This is a genomic window from Moraxella sp. CTOTU48841 (genome assembly GCF_032061225.1).
GTDB lineage: Bacteria > Pseudomonadota > Gammaproteobacteria > Pseudomonadales > Moraxellaceae > Faucicola > Faucicola cinerea.
Genome location: NZ_DAMBFQ010000004.1, coordinates 70,445 through 94,721 on the forward strand (window position 1 = coordinate 70,445; position 24,277 = coordinate 94,721).

The window sequence follows — 24,277 nt, forward strand, 5'->3', positions numbered from 1 at the left end:
TTTTTACTGACCTAATTGGCTGTTTTGGCTGGCGCGTTTTTCACGCATCACCCGCAGATAGTCTTGCACCGCTTGGTTATGGTCTTCTAAATTACTGGTAAATTTATGACCGCCATTGCCCGTCGCCACAAAATATAGCGAATCGGTCTGATTTGGGTGAAGTGCTGCTTTAATGGATGCAATACTTGGCAAGGCAATGGGTGTCGGTGGTAAGCCGTCAATTTGGTAGGTGTTATAAGCGGTTTTTTCTTCAAGGTCAGATTTGCGAATATTGCCATCGTAACGATCGCCCATGCCATAAATCACGGTGGGGTCGGTTTGTAGGCGCATATTATTCTTCAGACGATTGACGAACACGCCTGCGACTTCACCACGCTCACTTTCGACACTGGTTTCTTTTTCAATAATCGATGCCATAATCAGCGCTTCATACGGTGTCTTGTACGGCAGATTGGCTTGGCGATTGTTCCAGTTTTCCATCAATGCTGTGTGTTGACGGGTAAATAAATCCGTTAGCACTTTTTTATCGCTGCTGCCTTCATTAAAATAATAGGTGTCCGGTGAAAACCAACCTTCAAGGTTGCCATTCGGGTGATAGTCAGCAGGGATATTGAGCCCAAGTTTATCGACGTCAACTTTGCTACCATGGATAACTTCGTTTTTAATCCCTTTATTGTCCATCAAATGTTGATATAAATCTTTGGCTGTTTTGCCTTCAATGATTTGCACTTTGATAAAAGCGACTTTTTCACCTTGTTGTAGCATGGCTAAATAATTGGCAAAACTTGGATTTTCAGGCAGTTGATAGACCCCTGAATGAAGCGGTTTATCCACCGTCATTTTGATATATAGTTTGGCAAGTGGCGCAACGAACAGCTTTTTCTTTTTATCCCAGTCGTCTACCAGCGCATAGTAGGTTTGACCTTTATTGATAGTCACCATCTGCTTTGGTTGGGTAATAGTGCCATAGAGGGTGTTATACCAAGCAAATAACAACCAGCCTAGCACCAATACAATAAACCCCACTAGCCCCAGTAGACGGTATTTATTTTTTTTGTTTCTACCGGTGATGTTGTCATTGAATTCTCGCGTTGAACGATTAATCAGACAAGCATCATTAATATTGACGTTTTTGCTATGAGGGTCTTCGTCATCCTTATTCGTTATATCCTTGTCATCGATACCCTTATCTTTGCTATGATTGTCCTGCAATTGAGAATCTGGAATATCCGCGGCGTGAGGTGCGTCACTGTGCTGAGTAGGATGATGCTCAGAACCTTCTGAGTTATTAGACATATTATTATTAGATTGGTCGTTCATAGAGAAAGCTTATATTGACTCAATTAGCGAGAATTTAACAATTAATGACAAAAATAGCAATTTTTTTTGGTTACTAGCAACACGATTTAAGTTAATTTTTGCGCATAGATTGGGGCCAAATCAAGCGCGGTTGACTGCCCATTGGGTAGCATCAATGCTTGAATGGGCAAAATACCCCGTACAGCATTGCAAAAAAACAAGCTTGTGATATTGACTAAATCCTCGCTGGTTAAATATCGCTCCTCATGCCCCCTATCGGAATCGGCAAACTTAGCCAATAACACCTGCCGCATCACCCCTTTTACCCCTGAGCGGTTGATGGGCGGTGTGTACCACATGTTTTCATGATTAAGCTGATAAAACACATTGCAAAAGGTACCTTCCACCCAATGCCCCATCACATCTTGTACCAGCCCATCAATCATTTGCGCATTTTGGGTTTGGTGCTGCCACAGCTCGTGACTTGCCATCACTTTATCTTGGGCGTTTAGTAGCTTAAGTCCTGCCAAAGGTTTTGGTAGACATGCAATTTGCTGCGTAAGACAAATCGCGGTAGCGGCAGGTTGGATGATGACTTGATTGGCTTGCGGTGATAATGGCTTATCGGTAGGCATGAGCTTAATAAAAGCATCAAATTGACAGTTGCAAAATCCATAGCCTTTGATAGGTTGGTTTTTTCGGCAGACTATCAGCTTGAGCATACCGTGATTGAGGGTTTTGGCAAAATTGGCTAATTGGCTATTAAAGTATGCGCGGATAGTATGATTGGGGGATTCTAAATTGCAGGCGTCTAAATTGGAGGCGTCTAAACTGGCTGCGTCTAGGTGAGCGTTGGTTAAATTGAGTTGTAACGCATCGACACTCTCGTCGATTCTATCTAAGTGGTAATTGAGCCAATTGATTTGTCCTGCAACCACCGCCATGGTGGTAAAAAACCCATCGCCATAGGCTATGACCCGTGAATCAATATCGATAGCGGTGATTGGCGTTTGCTTGGCATACTGAGCATCAGATAATGAATACCACATGGTTATTTGGCTACTTGATTAAATTAATAGTTGACTGTATGACAGTGAAAGCCGCAGTAATTAGCCGCTTTTTTTAGCGGTTTTAGCGGTGACAGTGGGTTTTCTGACCACCAAATCACAATGATAATTGTCACAGCGTGCTAATTCTACCAAAATTCCATGGTAGCTCGTATTTTTAATCGGCTGTCCTTGCACCATGTGGGCAACAATGTCTGAGCCATCTTGTCCAAACCAATTTTGGGTCAGGTGAAACGCTGTTTTGGCATGCTGGATACTGAGGTTTTTAACGCTGGCATTGTCATAGGCACTGGCATAGTACCACTGTAACTCGATATACATAGGCGAATCAAGTAAATCAAAATACGGCTCACCGATTTTGGCAAAACTATATTTACTCGCCACATTGCTTCGGTAATCCAAGCTTTGCGTATCAATGGTAATGGGTTGACCCAATAATAACGTCATGGCTTCGGTATCGTGGATACTGACTTTGTTTGCCAGCGTTTGTTGCTGCCATTCATTGATGGGATAGACTACAGGCGTTGGCTGCGAGGTAGGGTTGATAGACGGATTGGCGGCTGTGGTCGATGCGGTAGTGCTAGCGGTCACACTGGCATTGCGTTGTGAGGCGATTTGTTTGACCTTATCACAGCCAGTTAAGGTGAGTGTTAGGATAACGCAACCCCAGCCAAGATTGTTTAGCCAAGTGCGTTTATTTTGGGTAGCGTCTTTTTGGGTAGCGTCTATCGGATATTCTGAGCGGTTTTGACGCGATAAAAAAAGCGGTTTGCGGGCAATTAGCTTCATTGTGTATTGTAAACGTATATTGTATAACGGGTTGGTGTGAATAGCGCATTGTAACAAGGCATTGACAGCAGTTAACAGTACGCTTTTGTTGTTATTTTTAGCCAAATCGATGAAATGCTACGCTTTACACCCACCCAATCAATACCTAGCCAATCAAAACCCAGCATTGATGTCGCAGCCATAGTTATTGTAAAGTGGTGGCAATTGGTAATTTTACTCATCGTATTATAGGTTTTCCCATGTCATCAATTCCTGATTCAAACGTCCGTTATCACTGCATGGTAATCGGCAATCCGATTGCCCATAGCAAATCGCCTGATTTGCACCAAGCCTTTGCCAAACAAACTGGCATCACCTTGTCTTACCAACGCCAATATTGTCCCAATGATGTTGACAGCTTTACCGCTGTCGTCGAAGCATTTTTTGCAGGCGGTGGCACAGGGGCAAATGTGACCGTACCTTTTAAAGAGATGGCATTTGCGCTTTGCCAGCAGCGCGGTGAGCTATCTGAATACGCGCGCTTGGCGGGTGCAGTCAATACCCTTGCTATCAAAGCGGGCAAACTGTATGGCGACAATACCGATGGTCGCGGTTTGGTGGCGGATTTATTGTCGCAAGGCGTTAGGTTAAAAGACGCAAACGTTGTTATTTTGGGAGCAGGTGGGGCGACTCGTGGCGCGATTTTGCCGTTGCTAGATGCGCAAGTAAAATCGCTGCATATTGCCAATCGCACAGTAGAAAAAGCAGAGAATTTAACCCGATTATTTGATACCGATAAGCTCACCTTTTCAAGTTTGACGGATTTGCCCAACGCTATTGATGTCATTATCAATGCAACGTCGATAGGTCTAACCGGTGACACATTGCCATTTGCCAAGGATATGACTGTCGATTTTGCCTATGACATGATGTATGGCAAGCCCTCGGCGTTTTTGGACTTTTTTAAAGCGAAACATGCCAAAACCTCGGATGGCTTGGGAATGCTGGTCAATCAAGGGGCATTAAGTTTTGCGCTTTGGACGGGTAAACAAGTCGATTTGACGAGTTTTCAGTTTTAGCTTTCTCATAAAAAAGCACTACGCACTCGCCTACGCTTTAGATAAAATAGACAAAACCAAAATTTGCCCAAGAGAGCGCAGGAAAACCCAATAAAAAAAGCCAGTTTTGTCACTGGCTTTTTTTAGTCAGGCTAATTTAGCGATTCGCATTGCCTAATTGCGATAAAATATCACTGATTTCTTTATTGGCTTGGCTTTCGGTTTGGGTGTTACCATGTGGTGTCAAGTTGTCAAATAACTGTGGCAGAAGCTCCGCCATACTTTGACGGACTTCGCTTTGGTCAACACCAGTTTGTGCCGCAACTTGCGCCAACTCATTATTATCAAATAGCTGATTGATATCATTGGCATCCAATGGTTGGTTTGTTTGGTCAGCACTCATCCAAGAGTTGGCTTGATGGCCAAATCCCATATTTTGGATTTTATTAAAAGCGCCTGATAGACCACCATTACGCTGAATAAACATCAACGCAATTGGCAACAAAGCCGCCATTAACATACCCTTACCACCAAAGCCACTTTGGCTTTGTGGAAATTGGTTCATACCCACGTTATTGCCCATACCACCGCTTAGGCCGCCGCCCATGCCTCCCCCTAGCACGCTACCCAGCACTTGTCCTAGCACGCCACCTTGGGACATACCTTGATTCTGGTTCATCGCCATACCGATGATATCATCCAACCCAAAACCGTTTGATTGCATTTGTGGTTGCTGTGCCCCGCCGCCTAAAACATTACCAAAAATATTCCCTAGGCCGCCCATATCCGCTTGGCTTTGACCGCCCATTCTGCTTTGTCCCATTTTGCTTTGAATGGCACTTTGCGTCACTTGTGTTACTAGACTTGTTAATAGACCCATGGTCGTTCCCTTTTATTTATCTTTTTCAATGATTGTTGTATATCACCAATAATACCGCGCTGACGCACGCCCATTGCCAACTGCACTTAAGTTCAAACTAAAATGCGCTGTCGCCTCAACACTTGGTTGATTCAATTGTAGCAATATTGAATATAACTTATATACCATTTTTGTTATCGCCCCAGCGTGTTTGCTAGCACCTTAAATTGCCGCCATGTATCGCGGTCCACTTGGTCTTGCCAAATGGTTACACTGATTTTAGCTGGTACTGATTCTATCAACTCAAACGTTAAAATCACTAGGCACCCCATATCAGCGATGCCCAGCAAGCTTGCCTGCCACACCGCTTGCTTACTCTGTCTAGGTGCTTTGATAACCCCACGTACCCACTGGATTTGCCAGGTTAAAAAATCAAAATTGTCATAGGGTGAGGTTTGATTGTTAGTTTGCGGTTTGGCGTGTAACGATGAAATAGCCAATAAGTGACAACTGGATATTTGCCCTAACCAAAGACTGGCTATAGCGACCATACCTAGCAAAAGTTTATAAATAAGCGCCAAAGGCACCAGGGTTAAAATGCCAACTACCACCCATAAACAAGCCCCCCAAAGCAGTTTTTTATCCACACTGGGTTTGAGCGTGGCATCAATGTCAATAAATGAGGTGTTATGACGCGATAAGTAGCGCTCGTTCATCTAAGTCAATTAAGAAGAAGCTTTTAATGATTTGAGCTTGGCTATCAAATCAGCAAATTCTGGCTTGGTCGGCTGATTGTGTAAAAACCAGTCTAGCAAATCAGGATCTTCTTCTTTCACTAATTCTGCAAAAATTTGCTGCTCTTGTGAGTCGGCTTGTAAATAGTGCGCTCTCACATACGGATCAAAATAATAATCAAGTTCTTTTAGACCGCGTCTGGCACGGTAGATAACTTTGCGCTGCTCTAATGTAGGTTCTGGCTGGTTGTCACTCATGATAAATCCTTGTTGTTGCGCGTTAAATTCATGTAATTTTTAAATTTTTATAAAGCTTTTGCCTGTTGCGTCGCTTGCCACATCGCAAGCCCTGCTTTAGTCGCTGCTACGTTATGGGTGCGCAATATACACGCCCCTTGCTGCACAGCAAATAAGGCTGCAACCATACTAGCAACATCTCTATCGGTAGGGTCATGGGGTAGATTGGCTGACTTGAGGATTTCCCCAACAAAGCGTTTACGGGACAATGCCGCCATGACAGGTAAGTTAAACGTATGCAACCGATAAAATTCATTCAGCCATGCCAGATTTTGCTGGGCGTTTTTGGCAAAGCCAAACCCTGGGTCAATGATAAGATTGTCACGTCTGACCCCACCCGCCATAACCTCATCAATGCGCTGCTGTAACTCAGTAATAACATCGGTATATAAATCTTGATAATTATCTAGCTGATTCATGGTCGTTGGCTCACCGCGCATATGCATGAGCATGACAGGGATATCTAGTTTGGCAGCGGTAGCAATGGCATCGGGGCGCGTCAAGGCTCGTACATCATTCCAAATTTTGGCGCCCACTTGACTGGCTAGGGTTATCACGGTCGGGTTACTGGTATCAACCGACACCCACACTTGCTCACCAAAGTTATGATTAATCGCTTCAACCACTTTAATGACTCGGTCAATTTCTTCTTGCTCACTCACGGGACTGGCATTTGGGCGAGTAGATTCACCCCCCACATCAATAATCGTCGCCCCGTCTTTGATCATCTGCTCGGTATGACGCAAGCCTTGGTCGATATGATTATATCGACCACCATCAGAAAATGAGTCTGGGGTGACATTTAAAATGCCCATGATATGGGGATAAGACAAATCGAGCGTCTGATTATGATAATGAATGGCAAAGTTGGGAATGGGCTGTAACTGCATGATGTCCGCAATGATGGCTAAAATTTTCTACTATTTTAAGTCAAAAACAAAAAAACCGCTATCAAGTTGATAGCGGTTTTTGGGTAACTCAGATTATGGATAATTTACATTGCAGGTAACGGCGGTGGGGTTAAGCCTGACCCACTTGACGGTGGATTGCTTGGTTTATCAAAATTTACTCTAACAGGCTCTTGATAAACTTTAGGCTCGCGTGGTGGGATACCCGCCATAATGTCTTGCAATTGGTCACGGTCGATAGTTTCCCATTTCATCAAAGCATCGACCATAGCATGCATTTTGTCCGCATTGCCTTCAATTAATGCACGTGCGATATCATACTGCGCTTCTAGGATACGACGAACTTCGTCGTCCACTTTCTGCTGAGTCGCTTCTGAGATAGTACGAGATGAGGCACCAAAGTAACCTTGGTTTTCATCTTCTTCATACACCATCACACCCATGGCATCTGACATACCATATTTGGTAACCATCGCACGTGCCATTTTAGTAGCACGTTCAAAGTCATTTGACGCGCCAGTCGATTGCTGATTGATAAAGACTTCTTCAGCGATACGACCACCAAATAAAATCGCAATGTCATTTAGCATTTTTGATTTGTAAACGCTGGTCTGATCATGCTCTGGCAATTGCCAAGTGACACCCAACGCCCAGCCACGGGGCATAATAGTGACTTTATGAACAGGGTCGGTACCCGGTAGCATTTCAGCCACTAAGGCATGCCCTGCTTCATGATAAGCCGTTGCACGACGCTCTTCTTCACGCAGTACCATCGATTTACGTTCTGGACCCATATACAGCTTGTCTTTAGCTTCTTCAAAGTCATTCATATCGACTGACGCTTTGTTGTTACGTGCAGCAAATAGCGCTGCCTCATTCACCAAATTCGCTAATTGCGCACCACTAAAACCTGGCGTACCACGCGCCAATGAACGAATATCGACACCAATCGTTGAGGGCAATTTTTTCATGTGAACACGAAGAATTTGCTCACGGCCTTTGATATCAGGCAAGCCAACTTGTACTTGACGATCGAAACGACCTGGACGCAACAACGCTTTATCGAGTACATCGACGCGGTTGGTTGCAGCAATCACGATTACCCCATCATTGCCTTCAAAACCATCCATTTCAACCAATAACTGGTTTAAAGTTTGTTCACGTTCGTCATGACCGCCGCCCATACCTGCGCCGCGATGACGACCAACAGCATCAATCTCGTCAATAAAGATGATACAAGGGGCGTTTTTCTTGGCTTGTTCAAACATATCACGCACACGGCTTGCACCGACACCCACAAACATCTCAACAAAGTCAGAACCTGAAATTGAGAAGAAGGGTACTTTGGCTTCCCCTGCAATCGCTTTGGCAAGCAAGGTTTTACCTGTCCCTGGCGGACCTACCATCAACACACCACGTGGAATAGTCGCGCCAAGTTTGGTAAATTTTTCTGGGTCACGTAAAAAGTCGACAATTTCTGTCACTTCTTGCTTGGCTTCATCACACCCTGCCACATCTGCAAAAGTCACTTTGATTTGGTCTTCTGATAACATTTTGGCTTTAGATTTACCAAAACTCATCGGACCCATGCCGCGACCACCACCTGCACCACCACCGCTCATGTTACGCATGATGAACAAGAACAAACCAATAATCAATAGCACTGGGAAACTTGCAATCAGTAATTGCATCATCACGCCTTGACGTTCAGGTGTAGCACCTTGAACTTCAACATTATGCTTGATAAGCTTTGGCATTAGCTCGGTGTCAGTGACCGCCGGACGCACTGTCTCAAAAGTTGAGCCGTTTTTCTTTTCACCAGAAATTTGCTCACCATCAATTTTGACACTTTTGACCTGGTCAGTTGCCACTGCAGTGACAAATTGGGAGTAATTGAGCTTATCAGGTTCATTGCGGGTATCAAAATTGCTAAAGACTAGCACTAATACCCCTATCACAACTAACCACAATAAGGTATTTTTTACCATGTCGCTCACGTTGTTTTTCATCCTTCGCGTTAGGGGGTTGATTAAAAAGTGGGGTTAAATCAAAATATTTACCAAAGATAGGTAGATGTTTCACCAAAAATAGACGTTACATTAATCTTTCAATATAGCATGATATATGGATTTACCTTAACATTATCAAGCGAATTCTCTGTTATTTTCTAGTAAAAACATATTACCAATTTTTATCCAGTTAACTTCATGGATAGACTAAAGCAAATTACCTTATTTGGTAGCAATCCAATACATTTCTTTTGAGCGTGCGCGTGACGCTGCAGGCTTGATACTACGCACTTTACTAAAACGCTGCTGCATATTTTTTCGTAAAGCATCAGAGCCTTCGCCTTGGAATACCTTAATCACTAAGGTGCCACCTTCCGGGAGCACTTGCTCGGCAAAGTCCATGGCAAGCTCACACAAATAAATCATGCGTGGCTGATCGACTGCGGTAAAACCAGAGGTATTAGGCGCCATATCAGATAGCACCACTTCCACTTTTTTATCAGCGACTTCTGCCATAATTTTGTCAAACACTGCTTGCTCACGAAAATCCCCTTGGATAAAGGTCACATTCTCTAGCGTATCCATTGGCAAGATGTCTGAGGCAATGAGTTTGCCAGTGTCACCGACTAGTTTGCCAGCAACTTGCGACCAGCTGCCTGGGGCAGAACCCAAATCGACCACCGTCATGCCTTTTTTGATCAGCTGCAGTTTTTCGTTGATTTCTAGCAATTTGTAAGCCGCTCTTGCCCGATAGCCATCGCGCTGGGCAAGTTTGACATAGTGGTCGTCAATGTGCTCTTTCATCCACGCACGGCTACTTTTGGACAATTTTTTGTTGGTAATACGCGTTGCCATAATTCTCTACAAACTACCCTTTATATATAGTTTAAAAATTCTTCACTTGCGATTTGGCTAAAAAACCCAAAGCCATCCTAGAATGACCATCGGTAAATTTTGACAATCTCAAGGGTTAAGGCTGTTATTTTAGCATATTTCACCCAGTTAGCTTGTGTTAACTCATGGATTGGCTATTGATTTTTTTAATTCAGTGATTTTTGTAGATTGATAAGTCATGGGAGCGTTTTTGCCTATGTGTTTTTGCCTATGTATTGCCCATAATTTATTAGGCAAAATGATTAATATGGTATAATGCTAGCTAATTTTTTTATAGGTCAATTGACAGTTATGGCAAATTCAAGCTTATCAAATGCTGATATCAAACATTTAAAAGGCATCGGTCACCAGCTGAACCCTGTGGTAATGATTGGGGGTCAAGGCGTTACCCGAACCGTTATTGAAGAAATTGGGCGCGCACTGACCGATCATGAGCTGATTAAAGTAAAAATCCCAGCCGGTAGCAAAGCAGATCGTGACGCTGTGGCAAATGCGATTGCTGAAGCCACTGATGCGATTTTGGTCACCAGTATCGGGCGTATGGTGTTATTACTACGTCGCAATCTGGACGCCAATCCTAAGTTATCAAACTTGGTACGTTTTGGCTAAGGCTCCAATGGACACCTTACAGGGTATGACATTCGCACTGACGAGCGCGGTTGAACCACTTACCGTATCGGCAACACTGGTGGACTACCGGCTCTCAGTACATGTGGTCACTGATAGTAAATTTTTGACTCTCTTATTTGATGCTGCCCATCCCAAGATTGATGATAGTCAAACCGCTCTCCAAGCTGGTCTATGGGCAAATTTTCCGACATTTAGCCCATTGGCACTTCAACGTTTGATGCGCCAAGATTATTTATGGCAAGCAGATTGTTTTGAGTGTTTTATTGCCAAGGATAACCAAGCGGATAGCCCGTATCTTGAGGTCAATTTGGCGACCAATGGTGAGTTTAATCTTTATTATTTTGACAGCTATCGGACACCGAATGCATTACCCCCTCGGCGCTTGCCTATCACAGCGCTGACTTATGGTGAGGATATCAATTTTTTTAGCCAGGCGGTTACACAAGATACCGAGCTTCCGCTTGTTTTTTGGTGTTCTGCAAGTCCAATGCTACTCACCCATGTACAAGCGGTAGAACAGCAATATGCGTTTAGTACTGGTACTTTTCGTGTCGGTATGACATTTGCCAAATCAGCATTGGACAAGTTGGTTGGTGCAAATGGTAATTATGCGCTAAATCCAACGCGTGTGATTCAGCGACCGCCAGACAGTGGATTAGCAGATAGCTCAGCTCCAACCGTCGATGAAATGAGTTATTGGGCCATACAGCATGCACACCCAGCGGACTTTCATAACAAGGCACACTGGATAAACATCTAAATTATGATGGTTTTAAACCGTTTTAAACCATAGCACAGCGAAAAATAAAAAACTGGCATATAAGCCAGTTTTTTTATACCAAGATAGTGTCACGATTAACGCGCTGGCGCCATTGCTAAGTAAGTTTGTGGATTGATGGCTTGACCATTTTGGCGCACTTCATAATGTAAGTGGGCGCCTGTTGAACGACCCGTGTTGCCTACTGCCGCGATTTGCTGGTTTGCATACACCGTATCGCCAACGTTAACATAGTTTGCAGAGGTATGTGTGTAACGCGTGACAGTACCGTTGCCATGATCTACTTCAACATAACGACCATACCCGGTACCCCAACCTGAGAAAGTCACCACACCATTACCGGTGGCATAAATAGGGGTGCCAATGGGAGCAGCAAAGTCCATCCCTTTATGAAACTTTGATTTACCAGTGACCGGGTGGATACGATAGCCAAAACCTGAACTCATACGCGCAGATGAAGCAATCGGACGTACGGTCAACATGCCATTACCTGCATAGCTGCCCATTGCCGGCATGTTGATAATGGTGGTTGGCTGAGTCGATAGCTTTTGTGCTAAACTTGCGAGGCGGTCTTCTTTTTGCTGGGTTTGCTGGCTTAGATTTTTGATAGCGGCATTGACGGCGTCTGAAGGCAGATAATAATCTTCACCATCGTCTTCACGAACAATAACTTGACTGGTTTTACCGGCATTGGTAATCGATAGAATTTGAGCTTGTGCAACACTCATTGTGGTTAAAGCAACAACTGGTAATGCGATTAGAGCTAACTTCATCTTTTATCCTTTGTTAAACCTTATGCTATTAAACCCTGTGCCAATGTCATTTGAACGCATTGGCAAGATTTAATTCACTATAATTTGGTCTTAAAATCACCTACACTAAGACCTAACACTAAGACTAAATCAAAATTTTTGTCGCTTAACTACCCACCACACTGCGCATTGACTATGAAAAAACCAACCAACCATCTTGCCTCTCGCATTGAGCGTCTTGCCAACTATCAATTACCGTTTCAAAAAAAGCTGCAACAGTTACAGCAGTTGACGGATGATATTCGCAGCGCTTGGCAAAACCTGTTGCCTCAGGAAGTCTTAGCAAGCTTACAAGTGATTGCTTGTGAATCGTTTAGGCTTGTGGTGAGTACAAATAGTCATACCCTGGCCAATCATCTCAATTACAACCAGCAGCAGCTACTATCAACACTGCAAGCGTTCGACAACAATTTTCATCAATTTAATCAGTTACGATTTCGAGTAGTGATTGTCAAACCTATTCATGGCTCGCAAATACCAAACTTACAGTGTAACCAGAATGTTAACAATGTAAATAATTGTGAGCTAAGCGAATCTACGAAGCGAAATATAACACAGCTATGTGACCTTGTCACGGACAACGAGCCGCTTAGAACGGCGTTACAAAAACTGATAAAAGACTAAAGAAGCCAAGTTACAATGTAATTTTATGTAAATTATGTTACTCATATAGTAAGATTTATCAATGCATTGATGGCTTGTGCAAGTGAAAGTAAAAAAGTAGAAAAAAATTTACAATTAATAGGAGAGATAAAGATATCTTTTTTTTTATTTTTAGGGCGCTTATAGTAGCCAATGGCTAAAAAAAGATATCCAAAAATTGAATGATAAAATTGGATGGTTGGGTTTAATTAGTGTAATAAAATGATAATTTCTTGATGAAAAAATGTTACTAATCAAGACATATGTAAAATTTTTTGATTAGTAAAAATACACAATAAAATTAATAAAGTTAAATAAATCTAGTTAACATTGTCATTTTTTGTTACAACTTTATAGTTAGTTTCATCACTGAATAAAGCGTGTAATAATTTATTATTGAGTGCATGACCTGACTTGTAAGCGTAAAATTCACCCAAAATTTGGTGACCGGCAAGGTATAAGTCACCAATCGCATCTAGTACTTTATGGCGCACAAATTCATCGTCAAAGCGTAACCCTTCAGGATTAAGTACGCCGCTATCATCTAAAACAATGGCGTTCTGCATACTACCCCCAAGCCCTAGGTTATTGCTTTTTAGGTACTCAATATCTTTTAAAAAGCCGAATGTGCGCGCTTTGGCAATATGCTCGATAAAATTGCCTTCATTAAAATCCAATTTAAACTTTTGATGTGAGGCATTAAAAGCAGGGTGATTAAAGTCAATTTGAAAATCTAATAAAAATCCATCGTAGGGCCGAAATCCTGCGACTTTATCCTCCACGCGAACCTCAATTGGTTGCAACACCTGAATATAGCGTTTGGCAGACGTTTGCTCAGCAATACCCGCTTGTTGCAATACTTGTACAAATTCGATGGCACTACCATCCATAATTGGAATTTCAGGGGCGGACACTTCGATTTGTAAATTATCAATTTGAAGCGCAGCGATTGCACTCATCAAATGCTCGACTGTCCCAATGCGCTGACCTAACTCATTGGTGAGATTTGAGGACATCATGGTATCGGTTACCGCATGATAGATAGCAGGAATGGGTTTTGCCTGTGGGACATCGCTACGTAAAAATTGAATCCCATAGTCAACGGGTGCAGGAGAAAAGCGCAGCTGTACAGGGTTACCGCTATGTAAGCCGATGCCTTCAAGATCGATGGGTTGTTGAATAGTACGCTGCTGCATAATGCCCCCTAGTAGATTGCATTCATCCTTAGCCAAAGCTAGGTTGATATAATTTGTTACATTTTGCTATTCTACCATTGTCTCTTTCCACATCATAGTGATGCTTGATTGATTTTATCGACCTTTATGATTGACTACAGTGATAAAAAAACCCCACACCGATTAAGCTGTGAGGCTTTTAAAAAATCATACGGTATCTTAGCGATTTTGCTGGCGACGTAGATAGTCTTGAATACTGTTGCCTGTGCGTTGTGGCTGCGAGGATTGCGGTTGTGCTGGCGCAGGCTCGATAGCTTGCTGTACAGATGGCTGAGGTGCAGGGATGGGCTGTGGGCGCGCCGCATACGCAGGTTCATGCGTGCCTGCTTCCACTTTGTGGGTGCTAGAGGCATCTGAGACAAAATCTCTAGTTGGGTGCTTTGGGGTATTATCTAGTGTAAGACCCGTTGCCACCACTGTCACTTGGATTTCATCGCCCATGTCTTCATCAAATACCACGCCGTAGAAGATGTTGGCTTCGTCAATATCCACCAAGCTATGCACTTTTTGGGTGATGCGCTCTTGTTCTTCAAAATTGAAGTCTGAACTTGCCACCACGTTGACCAATAGACCTTTGGCATTTTTAAGCAATAAGTTGTCAAGTAATGGGCTTTTGATGGCTTTTTCAGCGGCGATTTCGGCGCGGTCTTCCCCACTGCCTTTACCGATACCCATCATCGCATGACCCCTTGAGGTCATTGCCGTGCGAATATCGTTAAAGTCGATGTTAATAAAACCATCTTTTGAAATCATATTAGAGATACCTTGCACCGCTTGAAGTAACACTTCATCGGCTTTTTTGAAGGCATCTTTCATAGAGATTTTGCCATACACTGTCATCAATTTATCGTTAGGGATAGTGATGATGGAGTCGACAAAGTTAGAAAGCTGCTCAATACCTTCTCTAGCCACTTTATTACGTCTGCCACCTTCAAAAGTAAATGGCATGGTCACCACGGCAACGGTCAAGACGCCCAACTCTTTGGCAAGTCTGGCGATGACTGGCGCAGCGCCTGTACCTGTACCGCCGCCCATACCCGCGGTAATAAATACCATGTCAGAATTTTCTAACAATTGGCGAATTTGTTCTTCATCGCTCTCAGCTGCTTCACGACCCACTTCTGGATTGGCACCTGCCCCCAAGCCGCGGTTGTTATTTTTGATACCGAGCTGAATTTTATTGGGCGCTGACAGGCGGTCAAGCGCTTGTCTATCGGTATTGGCACAGACAAAGGTAATGCCTTTTACACCATTTTGTACCATGGTTTCTACCGCGTTTCCGCCGCCACCACCGACACCGATGACGGTTAAACGGGCTGAATCGGCAAATGTATCCGTGTGATCTTGTACAATACTAAACTTCGCTTCCATAATTGAAAATCTCCGTATACTGTCAAGTAGGCTTGAGCAGCATAAATAGCAAACATATTAAATTAAATATCAATTAAATCATTACACAATTAGTGGATTTTAGAGTCAATCATAACATGAGCACTCTTAAAATACTAAACATCTCTTTTTTAGAAAAATTTACCAAAAAATTTATTCACAATTTTGAGTTTTTCTCGCATGGGCTGAACCTGCAAAGAGTCGGGTGAGCTTTTCTCGCTATGATGAAATGCCTCACTTTGACTATATAACAGTGTGCCAAACGCGGTTTGGTATTTACGCTCACCAATCATCGTCGCAATGGTGCGAAGCTTATCATCATCGCCGTATTGGGTATAGGCAGAAATCGCTGCGTGTTGATTGACCTTGTTGACTTTATTGGCAAAGATTTTTTTGGCCAATGGCAATAATCCGCGCATTTCAGCACCACCGCCCGTGATCACATAGCCTTGTTGTAAAAACTCACTCAGCCCTTCTTTATCCAGCTCTTTTTTAATATTGCCTAAAATACTGATATAGCGAGCTTCAGTGACTTCAAGTAGCTCAAGCATATTAATGGTTTTTTCATCGTCATGCTGTGAGCGCTTGATGGTAAAAAATTGGCTTGAGTCAATCCCATGACGATCGACATTGGCTTGGGATTTTTTCATATTTTCCGCTTCAGCAATGGTGACGTCTAGCAACATAGAGATATCCAGCGTTGCGTGATGTCCGCCTTCGGCAAAACAATGGGTATAAATCAGCTTATCTTCACGGTAAACGCAGACACTGGTGGTCGATGCCCCAATATCAATTAGACATACGCCATGGTATTTTTCTTCAGGCAATAAGCCGTATTCGGCGGTAGATACCGCATCAAATAGCATTTGGTCAATACTAACATCACATTCTTGCAGCAGTTGCTGCAAATTTTGGCGACCTTTGACGGGCATCATCATCAGATGATAGAGCACCATCAAGTCACTCGCTTGCATGCCAATCGCATCATCAATCATCTCAGCGTTGCCATCTAAAGCAATACCTTGCTGGGCATAATGCATCAAATACAAATCATCTGTAAGATGTTTGGTTTTGGCTTGGGTTAGCGCGGCGACCACGTCTTTGGCTTGTACGATGTCATGTTTGATTTTGACTTCACCCACGCTATTGACGCTTTGCAAATCTGGGGTAGAAAAGCTCAGCCAAACACTGTTCACACGGCAATTTGCCATGTCTTCAGCGTTTTGAATAGATTGTTTGATGGCAGATTTTAGACGTTCGCGGTGGCGAATAGTACCTTGGGCGAAATCATGGTTTTTGACGGTAGATAAACCGATAATACGAATATCTTGCGCACTGTGGATTTGACCAATCACAGTATGAATAGCAGTAGCACTTAGGTGGACGACGACAATCAAATCTGGCTTTTTCATAGAACACTACAAAATTATGTTTCACCTAATGGCTGGGGTTGGCTGGAGTTTTTAAGGCTTTGGTTTTCGAATCGGTTGTTGAGTTGGCCTCGGTCACCGGTTTAGTATCAGTGGATTTGGCATTGATGGCAGTTGTATCACTGGCTTGCTGTATTACAGGTCGTTTGGTAATTGCCATGCCATTTTTATAGCGTAGATCCACCGTTTGCAGCGTTTTAAGCTGTGGTTTAAGCTGATTTTGTAACATGATGCTCAGTCGATACAGTTTTTCTGACGTATTGTCATTATCAACCAGTACCCGAAGTCCGTTATCAAAGCGAAATAACCATGCCATTCTGGGCGTTACGATGACTTCTTCAATTTTCATACCCAGTGGCATAAACCAATCACTAACTTGCTTGATTTGCTGCATCATGACAACGGCATTTTGGCTATCGCCTTGTAGCTGCATCAAGCTGGCGTTATTTAAGTCATTGCTATCGGCGGGCTTAAATACCGTACCATTGGCATCGACTAAACGTTCACTACCAAACTTGGCAACGGCTTGGCGCGGTACTACATTGACCACAATACCTTGTTGCCAATCACGGCGCACATCGGCTTGCCCTACCCAATCTACCGTCTCAAGTTTTGCTAGATAGCTTTGCAAATCAGCCTTGAGTAAATTTGTGTCGGCTTTTTCGCCCAATAATTGCTGAAGCTGCAGGGTTTGCTGGGTATTTAACCCTTTATGCTGCAAACTAATCGCCGCATTGGGTAATTTATTGAACACATTAATCGCCAAAGCCGCTAATATCAGCAACAATAGCACAACGCCAAGCATTAACAACTTTGGCAGCAGCTGATGAAAGCGATTAGGGAGCGTAGTATCTAGAGAAGCAGTTGCCACAAATGAATTTGCCATATTGACCAATCATAACTCGGTCTAAAATTATTAATTACTAAAATTTCAACAACAAAAATCAAAATAACTAAAAATATTACAAGGATTTATGCTTAGAAGCATATCATAGCAAATTCAATGAAATGAATGGTAAATAGATAATACGCTTCTAGACAATTCAAGTACTTTTTTTGTAAACAAATATAAACGAAAACGACTTATTCGCTCAACGTTTGTTCTAAGATACGCACGCATAGCGTCGCAAAATCCATGCCACGCGCTTTTGCTGCCATCGGCACCAGACTATGACTGGTCATACCTGGCACCGTATTGAGTTCAAGCAGATATAGCGTGCCTTCGTCATCTCTTAAAAAATCCACGCGTGACCAACCTTTGCCCCCAATGGCGGCAAACGCTTTTCTTGCGATTTGTTGTATGGTTTGTTCTTGCGCCTCGCTCAAATCTGATGGGCATTGGTAGACGGTATCATCACGATTGTATTTGGCTTCGTAGTCATAAAATTCGGTCGTAGGGATGATACGAATACTGGGCAATACCTCATCACCGAGGATTGAGCAAGCATACTCACCGCCTGTGATGGCTTTTTCTGCCAAAATAGCGCCGTGGTATTGTTTGAGCTGTGGGTAGGTCTTGGCAAGCTCGCCCGCTTCTTTAATTTTAAAGACGCCGACACTACTGCCTTCGGCGGCGGGTTTGACAAACAGTGGTAAACCTAGCTGCTGTTCGATAGCGGTAAAATCGGTATTGTCATCAAGCACGACGTAAGGTACGTTTGGTAAATCTAACGCTTGCCAAACTAGCCGGTTGCGAAACTTATCCATGGCAATTGCAGAGGCTAACACACCACAACCCGTATACGGAATATTAAAACCGTCTAGCACCCCTTGTAGGCTACCATCTTCGCCAAAAGTGCCATGCAGCACATTAAATACGCGGTCATAGTCGCGCAGTTTTGAGATATCTGTTTCTTTGGGGTCAAAGTGATGGGCGTCCACGCCTTTAGCGAGTAGCGCATCAAGCACAGCTTTACCGCTAGTTAGCGACACTTCACGCTCGGCACTCCAGCCGCCACAGACAACCGCTACTTTACCAAATTGTTTGACATCGATAAGCTCTGACATATTGATTCCTAATCTTTTGTTAACCGAATTTATTGCTATAATTATTTCACACAAATTTTTTAAACTATCGCTTGGCTATGACTTGGCAATTTTTTTCACCCATAAAATAATCGCCTGCTGGCAGCATGGGCAAGCTACAACAGCTTTTCAATACCTTAAGTTTCATAACCGCTTACCGCCTGGTTTTTTAACCAATCGGTTTTTCAATCAAGCGGTTGTTCAATCAAGCCGTTATTTTTCATTTAGAAATAAATTGTTTTTTGCCAAATCCAGACAGAGTTGCCCCACATTACCCGCCCCTTGGGTAATCAGCAAATCATTGCCTTTTAACATACTACCTAACACCTGACGGATTTGATCCATGTCATTGATATTCAGCATAATTGGCTCAACTTGTCCGCGGGTGCGGATGGTACGGGCAAGACTGCGACTGTCCGCGCCTTCAATCACGGCTTCACCTGCGCTATACACATCGAGTAGCATCAACACATCGACTTGTGACAATACGTCCACAAAATCATCGAAGCAATCACGGGTACGGGTAAAACGGTGAGGCTGGAAAATCATCACCAAGCGGCGATCGGGATAGCTTTGGCGAGCCGCTTTGATGGTCATTGCCACTTCGGTTGGGTGGTGACCATAGTCGTCAATCAATAGCACATCGCCTGCGCCATCTTTGACAGGGTAGTTACCATTGTTTTCAAAACGTCTGCCCACGCCGGCAAATTTTTTGACTGCTTGACAAATGGCTTCATCACTGACACCTTCATCGGTGGAGATGGTGATAGCCGCTAACGCGTTATAGACATTATGAATACCGGGAATGTTCAAAGTAATCGGCAGTGGCTCACGGTCTTTACGCAGTACAGTAAAATGGGTTTTGGTGCCATCTGCCACCACATCAATGGCTTGCACATCGTTATGTTTTTCTAACCCATAAGTCAACACAGGGCGCGCGATTTTATCAATCAGTCCGTACAACTCTTTGTCATCACCGCACAATACTGCTAACCCATAAAACGGCATATTTTGTAAAAACTGCACATACGCGGCTTTTAGTTTGTCAAAACTGCCGCCATAGGTTTCCATATGGTCTTGGTCAATATTGGTGACAATCGCTGCCATCGGACGCAGCGATAAAAACGACGCATCTGACTCATCCGCTTCCGCCACCAAATAACGGCTTTGACCTAATGACGCGTTTTTGCCTGACGCGTTAAGTTTGCCACCAATCACATAAGTAGGATCCAAACCCGCTTCGGTTAAAATCATGGTAAGCAGGCTAGTGGTGGTAGTTTTGCCATGCGCACCCGCTACTGCAATACCATGACGGTAACGCATCAGCTCACCTAACATATCGGCGCGGCGTACCACAGGAATACGTCCTGACAAGGCAGCTTGGATTTCTGGATTGGTATGATCAATGGCTGATGACACCACGACCACATCGGCTTCACTGATATTTTTGGAATCATGCCCGATAAACACTTGAATGCCCATTTGGGTCAAACGGTCGGTCACTGGGCTTTGTTTGATGTCCGAACCGCTAACCATATAACCATGATTATGGACGACTTCGGCAATACCGCACATCCCTGCCCCACCAATACCGACAAAATGCACGTGGCGTATACGGCGCATCTCTGGGATTTCGACCACGCGCTTGGCAATTTTTTTGGTGACACGGTTGGTTTTTTCAGGTTTTTCAGTGGATTGGGCAGTGGCAGTTTTGGCTGATTTTGACATAGACAGGCTCAATGATAAATGACTTATAAATTGTAAAAAATAATTAAGGTTTTAACTGGGATAAAATGGCATCGGCAGCCAGCTGTGTGGCATTGGGTTTGGCAAATTCACGCGCTTTTTCTGCCATCGCTAAAATTTGATGACGGTCGAGCTTGGCTAAAATCGCACTTAAACTCTCTGCCGTTAATGCTTTTTGCGGCATTAAAAACGCGGCGCCATGTTCTGATAGGGTTTTGGCATTGGCCGTTTGGTGATCATCGACTGCATGGGGCAGCGGCACAAACACCGCAGGCAATCCAACCGTGGCAACTTCTGTGACCGTGAGCGCCCCAGCACGGCAGACAATCACATCTGCCCAGCTATATGCTTCTGCCATATCTTTGACAAATGGCAAAATCTCATACTGGGTTGATTGGAGCTGTGCTTCGCTATATACCGCTTGGGTAGCCTCTTGGTTGTTTTTACCACATTGATGCCGCACTTGCCATGACTTGGCATCTGGCATACTTTCTAATTTTTTTAGCGTGGGCGCGATATGATTATTTAATGCCTGAGCACCCAGAGAACCGCCAATGACCAATAGCTTTAAAGGACTGGTATCATTGACATCGATACGGGCTTTTGGTGGCGGTACTTGTACGATAGCCTCACGTACAGGGTTGCCAACTGTCATTACTTTATTAGAAGGTAGTTCGGTGAAGGTATTTGGAAAGGCTTCTAACACTTGATTAGCAAGCTTAGATAGATAATTATTACTCATGCCTGCGATGGCATTTTGTTCATGAATTAAAATTGGTATTTTACAAAATTTGGCGGCCAATCCGCCGGGTGCGGTCACATAACCCCCAAACCCTACCACGATGTCGATTTTATTGGTTTTGATGATTTTGATAGCCGCTAATGTTGCTTTGAGTAAGGTTGACGGGGCTTTAAATAAGCGTTTGATACCGTTACCGCGTAACCCCTGCATATTGATGGCATGGTAGGTAAAGTCGTAATGTTGTAGCAACTCATTTTCCATACCGACTAGGGTGCCGAGCCAATGCACTTGGGCACCTGATTGTTGTAACGCTTGAGCCACCGCAATCGCTGGAAACACATGCCCACCCGTGCCTGCTGCCATCATCAGCACGCGCGGTTTTTGCATCGTTGGCTCACTCATCTTATTATCCTTGACCAATCCAATCTAGGTGAGGTGGGGATTAAAAAACCCCGCATGACTGACCGTTTATCGGGAAAAACAATCACCATAAAAATGGCAAAATCATAGCATTTTTTTTATACCTTTAAAAGATAAAAGGTTATTTAATAAAAAAACCCTTGAATCACTGTTCAAGGGTTTTTGATAACTTTAGTGAAAGTTTAACTTATTTTAATGACTCACCTAAAATCACACCGCCGTCTTTTTTGGTAATCATCACCGTCGCTGAACGCGGTGTAGTACCACCAGAAATCGCGCCCCATGTGACCCCTGGTTGATCTTCGCCTGGATGTTGGATATTGATAAATAAGGTTTTAAAGTCTGGGGTTAAGGTGATACCCGTCACTTCACAACCTTTTGGACCCACAAAGAAACGTTTGATGTTTTGGTCATTGGCTTGCATACCAACGCGAGTTTTAATACCTGCAGATGTGGTCACTTCTTTACCATCATTGACTTTACCAGGCAACGCTGCTAGTAACATACAGTTGGTTTTGCTGGTGTAAGCACCATCATCGGTTTGAATCCATAAAACACCACGTGGGTCAAAGTATAGTCCGTCTGGAGAAGACAAATCGTTATTGGCATTTAAGCTTGATAGGTTCTCTGCGGTTAAATCATTTGGCGCTGCAAATAGGTAGATATCCCAGTTAAAGCTGGTAGCTGTGTGGTCGTTATTTTTTTCTGCCCAACGGATAATGTGACCGTTGTTATTTCCTTTAGCATTATAACTGCGTGGATTCGCTGCATCAATCGGTTGAGATAAACCTTTGTCTAAATCTTTTGGAGCAATATTGGTGCCACGATATTTGTTATTAGTTAAAGTAACATAAACTTCGCCCGTTACTGGGCTTACTGATACCCATTCTGGACGGTCCATTTTGGTTGCACCCAATGCATCACCCGCTAAGCGCGCATTGATTAAAACATCGGCTTGGTCAGCAAAGGCATATTTTGCATTCGCATTGGTTAATGCACCTTGACCGTGCGTTAGCGCTTTCCATTCACCTGTACCATCATCTTTAAATACTGCAACGTACAAAGTACCTTTGTCTAAGTATTTATCACCTGCTTTTAGACCACCACCGATATCAGCGTTTGACCATTTTGCGTCTGAGACAAATTTATAGATATATTCGCCACGCGCATCGTCACCCATATACATCACAACTGGTTTGCCTTCAACGACAGGTGCATAGGCACAGTTTTCATGCGCAAAACGACCTAGCGCCGTGCGTTTAACTGCCATTGCTGACTGATTAAATGGATCAATTTCAACGATATAACCAAAGGTGTTAAATGCGTTTCGATAGTCTTCTAGCGCGTTTCCACCCGTGGCTGCACTGTTCCAACGTGCAAATTCATCTGTAAATTTTTCATCAACTTTAGATGGTGTATGCCATAAGTAACCACCGCCCAAACCATTTTCTGGTAAACCATAACGCACACGAGAAGTATCTTCTTTCGCACTAATAATGGCTTTGTCTGCACCACGGGCAAAGACGTTTAAGAAGTTTTCTTCGGTGGTTAAGTAAGTACCCCAAGGTGAAAGACCTGCACCACATTGGTTGTTGATACCGCGGGTTTTTGTACCTGTTGGATCATATTTGGTTTTCAACAAATCTGAACCAGCGGCTGGACCTGACAATTTAACTTCTGAGGCACTGGTATAGCGTTTATTAAATTTTGAATCTTTAACCATTTCATAGCCGACACCATTGGCGCGACGCTTCATCTCAACAACACTCACACCATGGGCATAGCACTCACGACGTACATCAGTTGCCTTACGGATATTTTTGAAAATAGCTGGCGCAGTGGTATCTGGATTTGGTGTAGAAAAAGTACCCGCAGGGTTAATAGTCTCATTGGTATATTCATGATTCATGACTAATAAAGCATTGTTTGACGATTTTGGATCATACTTTTCGCCGTTTTTACCAAAGAACCACATACCATCATGATTATCACCCATACGATATTGGAAAGATTCACCAGTTTGTTCACGGTTATCCTTCCAATCTTCGATACCGCTCATAAAAGGTGTACCAACGTGTAAGATAGCCTCAGCATTGTAGCCGTCAGCAACCATCATATCGTTACCAGTATAATGAGCCACAGCAGTAAAATTCAGCTGCGTAGGACGTTTCATGTCGCCAGTAGCGGGTATAGCAGGGCTTGTACCATTACCCGTTGAACCTGTATTACTATCGTTATCGCTACCACAGCCTACGAGCGGCAATGTACCAAAAAACGCTGCTGCAGTCAGACCTGTACCACCTTTTAACATGGTACGACGGCTCATGCGTTTGGCAACAATTTGGCTAAATTCTGGGTTATTTGATGTGTTAGAATCTTCTACAAAGTCATGGTCAAAATGGTTATATTGGGTCATGGCGATACCTCAGGCTAATAATTGATAAATTCATGAAATAAGTTAGTAAGCTGTTAGACACACTTATAAAATTATGGAAAAAGAGTAGCAAGATGATGTGACAAATCCTTGACCGTTAT

22 protein-coding genes are annotated in these 24,277 nt (G+C 43.4%); 4 read left to right on the plus strand and 18 right to left on the minus strand.

Annotated elements, in window-relative coordinates; translation table 11 throughout:
- Window positions 1-3: 3 nt before the first annotated feature.
- From mltG to RT034_RS05950, 3 genes are all read right to left on the minus strand, one after another.
- Window positions 4-1,320 (minus strand): endolytic transglycosylase MltG, encoded by a 1,317-nt coding sequence (mltG, locus tag RT034_RS05940; protein WP_313014929.1) that lies wholly within the window; start codon window positions 1,318-1,320, stop codon window positions 4-6.
- Window positions 1,321-1,406: 86 nt separating this feature from the next.
- A complete protein-coding gene (locus tag RT034_RS05945) occupies window positions 1,407-2,348 on the minus strand; it encodes an aminotransferase class IV (protein WP_313014931.1) in 942 nt (313 codons plus the stop codon).
- A gap of 60 nt (window positions 2,349-2,408) precedes the next feature.
- Window positions 2,409-3,155: a hypothetical protein gene (locus tag RT034_RS05950; protein WP_313014934.1), complete on the minus strand. Its 747-nt coding sequence runs from the start codon at window positions 3,153-3,155 to the stop codon at window positions 2,409-2,411.
- Between the two features lie 239 nt (window positions 3,156-3,394).
- Here RT034_RS05950 and aroE point away from each other — a divergent pair, with 239 nt between their 5' ends.
- Window positions 3,395-4,213, plus strand: coding sequence for a shikimate dehydrogenase (gene aroE, locus RT034_RS05955; protein WP_313014937.1), 819 nt, complete (start codon window positions 3,395-3,397; stop codon window positions 4,211-4,213).
- 136 nt (window positions 4,214-4,349) lie between these two features.
- On the opposite strand, the gene RT034_RS05960 is transcribed toward aroE, so the two are convergent.
- The 6 genes from RT034_RS05960 to rlmE form a co-directional block, all read right to left on the minus strand.
- Complete coding sequence (locus RT034_RS05960; protein WP_313014940.1) at window positions 4,350-5,072, minus strand: YidB family protein; 723 nt, start codon at window positions 5,070-5,072, stop codon at window positions 4,350-4,352.
- Between the two features lie 173 nt (window positions 5,073-5,245).
- Window positions 5,246-5,767, minus strand: a complete 522-nt coding sequence (locus RT034_RS05965; RefSeq protein ID WP_313014943.1) for a hypothetical protein — start codon at window positions 5,765-5,767, stop codon at window positions 5,246-5,248.
- A 9-nt stretch (window positions 5,768-5,776) separates the two neighbouring features.
- The gene (locus RT034_RS05970) at window positions 5,777-6,043 is read right to left on the minus strand and encodes an FAD assembly factor SdhE (RefSeq protein WP_007116167.1); all 267 of its coding nucleotides are present in this window, start codon (window positions 6,041-6,043) and stop codon (window positions 5,777-5,779) included.
- A 47-nt stretch (window positions 6,044-6,090) separates the two neighbouring features.
- The gene (gene folP, locus RT034_RS05975) at window positions 6,091-6,972 is read right to left on the minus strand and encodes a dihydropteroate synthase (RefSeq protein ID WP_313014948.1); all 882 of its coding nucleotides are present in this window, start codon (window positions 6,970-6,972) and stop codon (window positions 6,091-6,093) included.
- Between the two features lie 104 nt (window positions 6,973-7,076).
- Entirely contained in the window at window positions 7,077-8,978 is a 1,902-nt protein-coding gene (gene ftsH, locus RT034_RS05980; RefSeq protein WP_040403605.1) for an ATP-dependent zinc metalloprotease FtsH, read from the minus strand.
- A gap of 243 nt (window positions 8,979-9,221) precedes the next feature.
- Complete coding sequence (gene rlmE / locus RT034_RS05985; protein WP_065262589.1) at window positions 9,222-9,854, minus strand: 23S rRNA (uridine(2552)-2'-O)-methyltransferase RlmE; 633 nt, start codon at window positions 9,852-9,854, stop codon at window positions 9,222-9,224.
- Window positions 9,855-10,184: 330 nt separating this feature from the next.
- Between rlmE and RT034_RS05990 the strand changes: the two genes are divergently transcribed.
- Entirely contained in the window at window positions 10,185-10,502 is a 318-nt protein-coding gene (locus RT034_RS05990) for a YhbY family RNA-binding protein (RefSeq protein ID WP_313014957.1), read from the plus strand.
- A 7-nt stretch (window positions 10,503-10,509) separates the two neighbouring features.
- Window positions 10,510-11,283, plus strand: a complete 774-nt coding sequence (locus RT034_RS05995) for a DOMON domain-containing protein (RefSeq protein WP_313014960.1) — start codon at window positions 10,510-10,512, stop codon at window positions 11,281-11,283.
- A 95-nt stretch (window positions 11,284-11,378) separates the two neighbouring features.
- Here RT034_RS05995 and RT034_RS06000 read toward each other — a convergent pair whose 3' ends face one another.
- On the minus strand, window positions 11,379-12,074 hold the full coding sequence (locus RT034_RS06000) for a M23 family metallopeptidase (protein WP_159675855.1): 696 nt from the start codon (window positions 12,072-12,074) through the stop codon (window positions 11,379-11,381).
- Between the two features lie 174 nt (window positions 12,075-12,248).
- Between RT034_RS06000 and RT034_RS06005 the strand changes: the two genes are divergently transcribed.
- Window positions 12,249-12,737, plus strand: coding sequence for a DciA family protein (locus tag RT034_RS06005; protein WP_313014967.1), 489 nt, complete (start codon window positions 12,249-12,251; stop codon window positions 12,735-12,737).
- A 338-nt stretch (window positions 12,738-13,075) separates the two neighbouring features.
- Here the strand turns inward: RT034_RS06005 and lpxC are convergent, their stop codons facing one another.
- The 8 genes from lpxC to RT034_RS06045 all read right to left on the minus strand — a co-directional run bounded on the left by lpxC (window position 13,076) and on the right by RT034_RS06045 (window position 24,158).
- The gene (lpxC, locus tag RT034_RS06010; RefSeq protein ID WP_313015300.1) at window positions 13,076-13,954 is read right to left on the minus strand and encodes a UDP-3-O-acyl-N-acetylglucosamine deacetylase; all 879 of its coding nucleotides are present in this window, start codon (window positions 13,952-13,954) and stop codon (window positions 13,076-13,078) included.
- Window positions 13,955-14,149: 195 nt separating this feature from the next.
- Complete coding sequence (gene ftsZ, locus RT034_RS06015) at window positions 14,150-15,361, minus strand: cell division protein FtsZ (protein WP_135888536.1); 1,212 nt, start codon at window positions 15,359-15,361, stop codon at window positions 14,150-14,152.
- A 149-nt stretch (window positions 15,362-15,510) separates the two neighbouring features.
- A complete protein-coding gene (ftsA, locus tag RT034_RS06020; protein ID WP_313014975.1) occupies window positions 15,511-16,791 on the minus strand; it encodes a cell division protein FtsA in 1,281 nt (426 codons plus the stop codon).
- Between the two features lie 25 nt (window positions 16,792-16,816).
- Window positions 16,817-17,695, minus strand: coding sequence for a cell division protein FtsQ/DivIB (locus RT034_RS06025; protein ID WP_313014981.1), 879 nt, complete (start codon window positions 17,693-17,695; stop codon window positions 16,817-16,819).
- Between the two features lie 197 nt (window positions 17,696-17,892).
- Window positions 17,893-18,816 (minus strand): D-alanine--D-alanine ligase, encoded by a 924-nt coding sequence (locus RT034_RS06030; protein WP_313014986.1) that lies wholly within the window; start codon window positions 18,814-18,816, stop codon window positions 17,893-17,895.
- Window positions 18,817-19,047: 231 nt separating this feature from the next.
- Entirely contained in the window at window positions 19,048-20,457 is a 1,410-nt protein-coding gene (gene murC, locus RT034_RS06035) for a UDP-N-acetylmuramate--L-alanine ligase (RefSeq protein ID WP_313015304.1), read from the minus strand.
- Between the two features lie 148 nt (window positions 20,458-20,605).
- Window positions 20,606-21,724 carry an undecaprenyldiphospho-muramoylpentapeptide beta-N-acetylglucosaminyltransferase gene (murG, locus tag RT034_RS06040; RefSeq protein ID WP_313014991.1) on the minus strand — a complete coding sequence of 373 codons (1,119 nt, stop codon included), beginning with the start codon at window positions 21,722-21,724 and terminating at the stop codon, window positions 20,606-20,608.
- Between the two features lie 205 nt (window positions 21,725-21,929).
- Window positions 21,930-24,158, minus strand: coding sequence for a PhoX family protein (locus tag RT034_RS06045; protein ID WP_313014996.1), 2,229 nt, complete (start codon window positions 24,156-24,158; stop codon window positions 21,930-21,932).
- Between the last annotated feature and the right edge of the window lie 119 nt (window positions 24,159-24,277).